Origin of the sequence: uncultured Amaricoccus sp. (assembly GCF_937858865.1) — a bacterium.
In the GTDB taxonomy this organism is placed as follows: domain Bacteria; phylum Pseudomonadota; class Alphaproteobacteria; order Rhodobacterales; family Rhodobacteraceae; genus Amaricoccus.
Genome location: NZ_CALLYO010000647.1, coordinates 1 through 6191, shown reverse-complemented (window position 1 = coordinate 6191; position 6191 = coordinate 1). Strand labels below are relative to the sequence as shown.

Genomic DNA, 6191 nt, shown 5'->3' with positions numbered 1-6191 from the left:
AGACCAGGACGTCGATGCCGCCGAAGGCCTCGGCGGTGCGCGCCGCCGCCGCCTCCACCGCCGACCAGTCGGTGATGTCGACGGGGACCGGCATGCCGCCCTCGAGCTCGGCGGCGACCGCCTCGGCGCCGGCGGCGTCGCGGTCCCAGACCGCCACCCGCGCGCCCTCGGCGGCCAGCCGCCCGGCCACCGCCCGCCCGATCCCGGAAGCGCCGCCGGTGACCACCGCCCGCCGCCCCGCGAAGCGCCGCTCTGAAATCATCGCATCCTCCCCCGGTCCTGCCTCCCCGTGCTTAGCCGAGAGCGGCGGGCGGGGGGAAGCCCCCGCGCGGAACGCGCGCGGCGCTCCGGGCATTGCCATGGCGGAGGTTTTCGGATGGACTCGCGTCGACCCTCGGGAGGAGCGCCAATGCCGCGGCGGGACCCGATCCCCTGCGAGATATGCCCGCTGCGCGCGCGCCCGGTCTTCCGCGCGCTCACCCGCGAGGAGCTCGCCTTCATGCACGGCTTCAAGCGCGGCGAGCTCGTCGTCGATGCCGGGGCCACCATCCTGATGGAGGACAGCGCCAGCCCGCACCTCTACACCATCCTCGAGGGCTGGGCCTTCCGCCACAAGCAGATCGAGGACGGCCGCCGGCAGGTGCTGAACTTCGCCCTGCCGGGGGATCTCGTCGGGCTGCAGCTCGCGATCATGAACGAGATGCAGCATACGGTCACCGCGCTGACCCGGGCGCGGCTCTGCGTCTTCCAGCGCGACAAGGTCTGGTCGGTCTTCCGCGACCACGCCTCGCTCGGCTTCGCCATGACCTGGAGCGCGGCGCGCGAGGAGCAGCTGCTCGACGGGCACCTGCTGAGCGTCGGCCAGCGCAACGCGATCGAGCGGGTCGCCTACCTGATCCTGCATCTCTACGACCGCGCCGAGGCGGTGGGCTACGCCGGCAACGACGCGCTGCGCGCGCCCTTCACCCAGGCGCATTTCGCCGATGCGCTCGGGATCACCACCGTGCACCTCAGCCGCACGCTGCGGCGGCTGCGCGAGCAGGAGGTGGTGCGCTGGAGCGAGGACGCGATCGTCATCCTCGCCCGCCGCGAGCTCGAGCGGATCGGCTCCTACGAGCGGGTCGAGGGCCCGTGCCGGCCGCTGATCTGAGCGCGGCGCGGGGAACGACCGGGCGCGCGGCGCGTTTCACCGCCGGGTCCGCAATGCGGGAGATACGGACATGCTCGGATGGGCGCTCGCCTTCCTCGTCATCGCGCTGGTCGCGGCGATCCTCGGCTTCGGCGGCATCGCCGGCGCGGCGATCTCGATCGCCAAGATCATCTTCTTCGTCGCCATCGTGCTCTTCGCCATCTCGGTCGTCGCCCACCTCGTCCGCGGCCGCGGTTGACTCCCGCGCCCTGTCCCGTGCGAATGTAGCCGGGGCCAGGCGGGAGGAGGCGGGAGCGATGCTGGCGGTGCGGCTGCACGGGATCGGCGATCTTCGTCTCGAGGAGGTGCCGGTACCCGATCCGGGGCCGGGGGAGATTCTGGTGCGCGTTGCCGCAGCGGGGATCTGCGGCACCGACCGGCATCTGTTCAAGGGCGAGTTCCCCTCGGCGCCGCCGGTGACGCTCGGGCACGAGTTCGCCGGCACCGTCGTCGGCCGCGGGGCGGGCGTCGACGTGCCCGAGGGTGCGCTCGTCACCTGCGATCCGAACGACTGGTGCGGCCGGTGCGACGCCTGCCTGCGCGGCAAGGTGAACCTCTGCGCCAGCAACGTCGCGACCGGCATCCACCGCGACGGCGGCTTCGCCGAATATGCGGTCTTTCCCGCCGGCAAGGCGGTGGTGCTGCCGGTGGACCTCGATCCCGAGCGGGGCGCCTTCTGCGAGCCGCTCGCCTGCACGTTGCACGGCGTCGACATCGGCAACCCGCGCCCGGGCGAGCGGGTGCTGGTCATCGGCGGCGGGGTGATCGGGCTCCTCGCGCTGCAGCTCGCCGCGCTGGCCGGCGCCGAGGTGCTGCTGCTGACCCGCAACCCCGGGAAGCGCGCGCTGGCGGCGACGATCGGGGCGGCGGCGACGGCGGGCGATGCCGCCGGGGTGCGGGCGGTCTGGCCCGAGGGGGCGGACCTGACGCTCGAATGCGCCGGCGTGCCGGAGACGGTGGCCGAGGCGGGTGGCCTCACCCGCGCCGGCGGGCGGGTCGTCGTCCTCGGCGTGCTGCCGCGCGGCGAGCGGGTGGCGATCGAGCCCTTCGACCACCTGGTGCGCGAGGTGCAGCTCTACTTCTCCTACATCAACCCCTTCACCCAGACCCGCGCCGCCGAGCTGATCGCGCGTGGCCGCGTGGCGGTCGCGCCGCTCGTCTCGCGCCGCATCCCGCTTGCCGAGGCCATGGAGGCGATCGCGAGCCCGGCCCGGGCCGGCGAGGTCAAGGTGATGGTGGTTCCGGCCAGCGCCCGAGGTATATGACGACCATGTCCCATCCCGCCCTCGTTCCCGACTCCATCGCCGTCGTCACCGGCGGCGCCTCGGGCATCGGCCTTGCCGCCGCCTGCCGCCTCGCCGCCATGGGGCTCCGGGTCTGCATCGCCGATCTCGGCGCCGACCGGCTGGCGGCCGCCGCCGACCGGATCGCCGCCGCGGCGCCGCGCGGGGCGGACGCGGTGATGGCGGTCGACGCCAACGTCGCGCGCCTCGACGAGGTGCAGGGGCTCGAGGCCACGGTCGCCAGCCGCTGGGGCGGCACCGACGTGCTGATGAACAATGCCGGCATCGAGCCGCCCTCGACCGTCCTCGGGCCGGCGGAGACCTGGGAGAAGGTGCTCTCGGTCAATCTCTGGGGCGTCATCAACGGCACCCAGGCCTTCGTGCCGAACATGATCGCCCGCAGCCGGGCGACCGGGCGGCCGGGGCTCGTCGTCAACACCGGCTCGAAGCAGGGGATCACCACGCCGCCGGGCAATCCGGCCTACAACGTCTCCAAGGCGGGGGTGAAGGCCTTCACCGAGGCGCTCGCCCACGAGTTGCGCCAGGGCGAGGGGAGCGGGATCACCGCGCACCTCTTCATCCCGGGCTTCGTCTTCACGCCGCTGACGCGCGGGGACCGCACCGAGAAGCCGGCGGCGGCCTGGACGCCGGAGGAGACGGTCGACTTCATGCTCGGGCGGGTGGCGGCGGGGGATTTCTACATCCTCTGCCCAGACAACGACGTGTCGCGCGCGCTCGACGAGCGGCGCATCCTCTGGGCGGCGGGCGATATCGTCGAGAACCGCCCGGCGCTGTCGCGCTGGCATCCGGACTATGCCGAGGCGTTTGCCGCGTTTGTGGCCCGCGGCAAGGACTGAGCGCGGCCGATCCGGGGAGACGAGGGCAGCGCCCGCGCCGCGGGGTGGGCGAGAAGCGCCCGCCCCGGGGGGGCGGTGCGGGCGCTGCCCGACGCAGGGCGTCGGGCGGGGACAGGCGGGGAGGGCGCTGCCCTTCTTCGCCCCGGGGTCAGGCCGGGGGAAGGCCGATCCGGGCGCGCATCTCCGGGTCGCGGAGCGAGATCTCCTCGCCGGCGAAGGGGGCGGCGTCCTCGGTCAGCAGCCAGACGAGGGCGCGGGCGGGGTGCTCGACCGGGGCGTGGGCGGAGAAGTCCATCTGGCTGACCGGGTTGATCCCGCTCGCCCGGATCGTCCGCTGCATGTCGGTGGCGACCGTCCCCGGCGAGAGCGAGAAGACGCGGACGCCGCGGCCGCGGTTCTCGAGGTGGGTGCAGCGGGTCAGCATCGCCGCCGCGGCCTTGGCCGAGCAGTACTGGCTCCAGCCCTCGAGCGGGTTGTGCGCCGCGCCCGAGCCGAGGTTGACGATGGTGCCCGAGCCCTGCGCCCGCATCCCGGGCAGGACGGCGCGGGTGCCGAAGAAGACGCCCTTGAAGTTGACGTCGGCGGCATGCGCCCAGGCGCGCGGGTCGGCGGCGGCGAGCGGGCCGATCGGCTCGATGACGCCGGCGTTGTTGACCAGCGCGTCGATGCGGCCGAAGGCCTCGTGCGCGCGGGCGACCGCGGCCTGCACCTGGGTCCATTCCGCGACGTCGCAGGTCATCGCCTCGGCCTGGGCGCCGCTCCGCCGCAGGTAGGTGGCGAGCCCCGTGATCCCCTCGGCCGAGCGGGCGAGCAGCAGGAGCCGCGCCCCCTCCGCCGCCATCGCCTCGGCGGCGGCGGCGCCGATGCCGCGGCTCGCCCCGGTCAGGATCACCGACTTGCCGTCGAGCTGGCCCATGCGCTTTCCCTCTCGAGGCGGTCACCTGCCGGGATGAAAGGCGCTCGGGGCGGGAAAGGCAAGGGGGTACGGCCGGAGCTTGCCCGAGGTTGCCGCCGCGGGCGAAAGCGCCTAGGTAGCGGCGAACCCCGACGAGGCAGGTGCGAGCATGGCGGAGGATCTCGAGGCGCTGGCCGGACGGCTGCTCGACGCGGCCCGCGCCGCCGGCGCCGAGGCGGCGGACGCGATCGTGGTGGCCGGCGACAGCCTCTCGATCGAGGTGCGGAACGGCGCGCTCGAGCAGGCCGAGCGGGCGGAGGGGATCGACCTCGGCCTGCGCGTGCTCCTCGGCCGGCGCCAGGCCTGCGTCTCGGCCAGCGACACCCGCGCCGCGACGATCGCCGCCATGGCCGAGCGCGCCGTCGCCATGGCGCGCGAGGCGCCGGAGGACCCCTGGTGCGGCCTCGCCGCGCCGGAGCAGCTGGCGCGCGGCTGGGACGTCGCCGCTCTAGACCTCGCGGACGCCGCGCCCTTGCCCTCGCCCGACGCGCTCCGCGAGGCGGCGCTCGCCGCCGAGGCGGCGGCGCTCGCCGTCCCCGGGGTCACCCGGATGGACGGGGCCGGGGCCGGCTGGTCGGCCTCGCGCGTGCATCTCGCGGCGACGAACGGCTTCTCCGGCGGCTACGCCCGCACCGGCCATTCGGTGCAGGCGGTGGCGATCTCCGGCGAGGGCACCGGCATGGAGCGCGACTATGCCTTCGAGAGCCGCACCCACCACGCCGACCTGCCCGACCCGGCCGGGATCGGCCGGCTCGCCGGCGAGCGCGCCGCGGCCCGGGCCGGCGCCGCCAAGCCCCCGACCGGCGCCTGGCCCGTCGTCTACGACGAGCGCGTCGCCTCCGGCCTGATCGGCCACCTGGTGCAGGCGATCAACGGCCTCTCGGTCGCCCGCGGCGCGAGCTGGCTGAAGGACGCCATGGGCGAGCGCGTGCTCCCCGCCGGCATCGACCTCGTCGAGGAGCCCTTCCGCCCGCGCATCGCCGGCTCGCGCCCGTTCGACGCCGAGGGCCTGCCCTGCGCCCGCCGGGCGCTGGTGGCGGGGGGCGTGCTGGAGAGCTGGATCCTCGATCTCGCCACCGGCCGCCAGCTCGGCCTCGCCAGCACCGGCAACGCCGCCCGCGGCACCGCCTCGCCGCCCTCGCCCTCGGCCGGCAACCTGACGCTGACCCCGGGCGCGGTCACCCGCGACCAGCTCCTCGCCGAGATGGGGACGGGCCTCCTCGTCACCGAGCTCATCGGCGCCTCGATCAACCCGACGACCGGCGACTATTCCCGCGGCGCGAGCGGCTTCTGGGTCGAGAAGGGCGAGATCGTCCGCCCGGTCAACGAATGCACGGTTGCCGGCAACCTCCGCGCGATGCTGAAGACGATCCGCCCGGCGAACGACGCGCTGCCGCATCGCTCGCGCCTGGTGCCGAGCCTCCTCGTCGAGGGCCTGGTGATTGCCGGAAGCTGACCTCGCGCTCCTCGAGGCGGCGGCGCGCGAGGCGGGTGCGCTCGCCCTCGCCCGCGTCCACGACCCCGGGCCGGTACGCGAGAAGGCGGGCGGCCTCGGCCCGGTCAGCGCGGCCGACATAGCGGTCGACCGGCTGCTCGCCGAGCGGCTGCTTTCGGCCCGCCCCGGCTACGGCTGGCTCTCGGAGGAGAGCGAGGACGACCCCGCGCGCCTCGGCGCGCCGCGGGTCTTCGTCGTCGACCCGATCGACGGCACCCGCGCCTTCCTCGCCGGCGAGAAGGGCTGGGCGCTGTCCCTCGCCGTGGTCGAGGCCGGCCGCCCGGTCGCGGCCCTCGTCCACCTGCCCGCGCTCGGCCGCACCTATGCCGCCGTGGCGGGGGAGGGGGCGCGGCTGAACGGCGCCCGCATCGTCGCCACCGCGCGGCAGGGGATCGAGGGCGCGCGCGTCCTC

The 6191-nt window shown here is 75.1% G+C and carries 8 protein-coding genes; 6 read left to right on the top strand and 2 right to left on the bottom strand.

All coding sequences use genetic code 11. The features are described from left to right. Nucleotides 1–262, bottom strand: a 262-nt coding sequence (locus Q0112_RS19350; protein WP_297977737.1) for an SDR family NAD(P)-dependent oxidoreductase, incomplete at its 3' end; no start/stop codon positions are given. A 147-nt stretch (nucleotides 263–409) separates the two neighbouring features. Here Q0112_RS19350 and Q0112_RS19345 point away from each other — a divergent pair. From Q0112_RS19345 to Q0112_RS19330, 4 genes are all read left to right on the top strand, one after another. Beyond that, nucleotides 410–1150 carry a Crp/Fnr family transcriptional regulator gene (locus Q0112_RS19345; protein ID WP_297977736.1) on the top strand — a complete coding sequence of 247 codons (741 nt, stop codon included), beginning with the start codon at nucleotides 410–412 and terminating at the stop codon, nucleotides 1148–1150. Nucleotides 1151–1220: 70 nt separating this feature from the next. Beyond that, nucleotides 1221–1388, top strand: a complete 168-nt coding sequence (locus Q0112_RS19340; RefSeq protein WP_297977735.1) for a DUF1328 domain-containing protein — start codon at nucleotides 1221–1223, stop codon at nucleotides 1386–1388. Nucleotides 1389–1446: 58 nt separating this feature from the next. Next, a complete protein-coding gene (locus tag Q0112_RS19335; RefSeq protein ID WP_297977734.1) occupies nucleotides 1447–2454 on the top strand; it encodes an alcohol dehydrogenase catalytic domain-containing protein in 1008 nt (335 codons plus the stop codon). A gap of 5 nt (nucleotides 2455–2459) precedes the next feature. Then, complete coding sequence (locus Q0112_RS19330; protein WP_297977733.1) at nucleotides 2460–3329, top strand: SDR family oxidoreductase; 870 nt, start codon at nucleotides 2460–2462, stop codon at nucleotides 3327–3329. 148 nt (nucleotides 3330–3477) lie between these two features. On the opposite strand, the gene Q0112_RS19325 is transcribed toward Q0112_RS19330, so the two are convergent. Next, nucleotides 3478–4245, bottom strand: coding sequence for an SDR family oxidoreductase (locus Q0112_RS19325; RefSeq protein ID WP_297977732.1), 768 nt, complete (start codon nucleotides 4243–4245; stop codon nucleotides 3478–3480). A gap of 148 nt (nucleotides 4246–4393) precedes the next feature. On the opposite strand from Q0112_RS19325, the gene Q0112_RS19320 reads away from it, so the two are divergent. Both Q0112_RS19320 and Q0112_RS19315 read left to right on the top strand, forming a co-directional pair. After that, a complete protein-coding gene (locus tag Q0112_RS19320; RefSeq protein ID WP_297977731.1) occupies nucleotides 4394–5740 on the top strand; it encodes a metallopeptidase TldD-related protein in 1347 nt (448 codons plus the stop codon). Next, a partial coding sequence (locus Q0112_RS19315; RefSeq protein WP_297977730.1) for an inositol monophosphatase family protein occupies nucleotides 5727–6191 on the top strand: 465 nt, incomplete at its 3' end. The genes Q0112_RS19320 and Q0112_RS19315, both read left to right, overlap by 14 nt.

What these genes read in the sequence shown, in the direction of transcription:
- Q0112_RS19345 (WP_297977736.1), top strand. Translation starts at nt 410, where the DNA reads ATGCCGCGGCGGGACCCGATCCCCTGCGAGATATGCCCGCTGCGCGCG.
- Q0112_RS19340 (WP_297977735.1), top strand. Translation starts at nt 1,221, where the DNA reads ATGCTCGGATGGGCGCTCGCCTTCCTCGTCATCGCGCTGGTCGCGGCG.
- Q0112_RS19335 (WP_297977734.1), top strand. Translation starts at nt 1,447, where the DNA reads ATGCTGGCGGTGCGGCTGCACGGGATCGGCGATCTTCGTCTCGAGGAG.
- Q0112_RS19330 (WP_297977733.1), top strand. Translation starts at nt 2,460, where the DNA reads ATGTCCCATCCCGCCCTCGTTCCCGACTCCATCGCCGTCGTCACCGGC.
- Q0112_RS19325 (WP_297977732.1), bottom strand. Translation starts at nt 4,245, where the DNA reads ATGGGCCAGCTCGACGGCAAGTCGGTGATCCTGACCGGGGCGAGCCGC.
- Q0112_RS19320 (WP_297977731.1), top strand. Translation starts at nt 4,394, where the DNA reads ATGGCGGAGGATCTCGAGGCGCTGGCCGGACGGCTGCTCGACGCGGCC.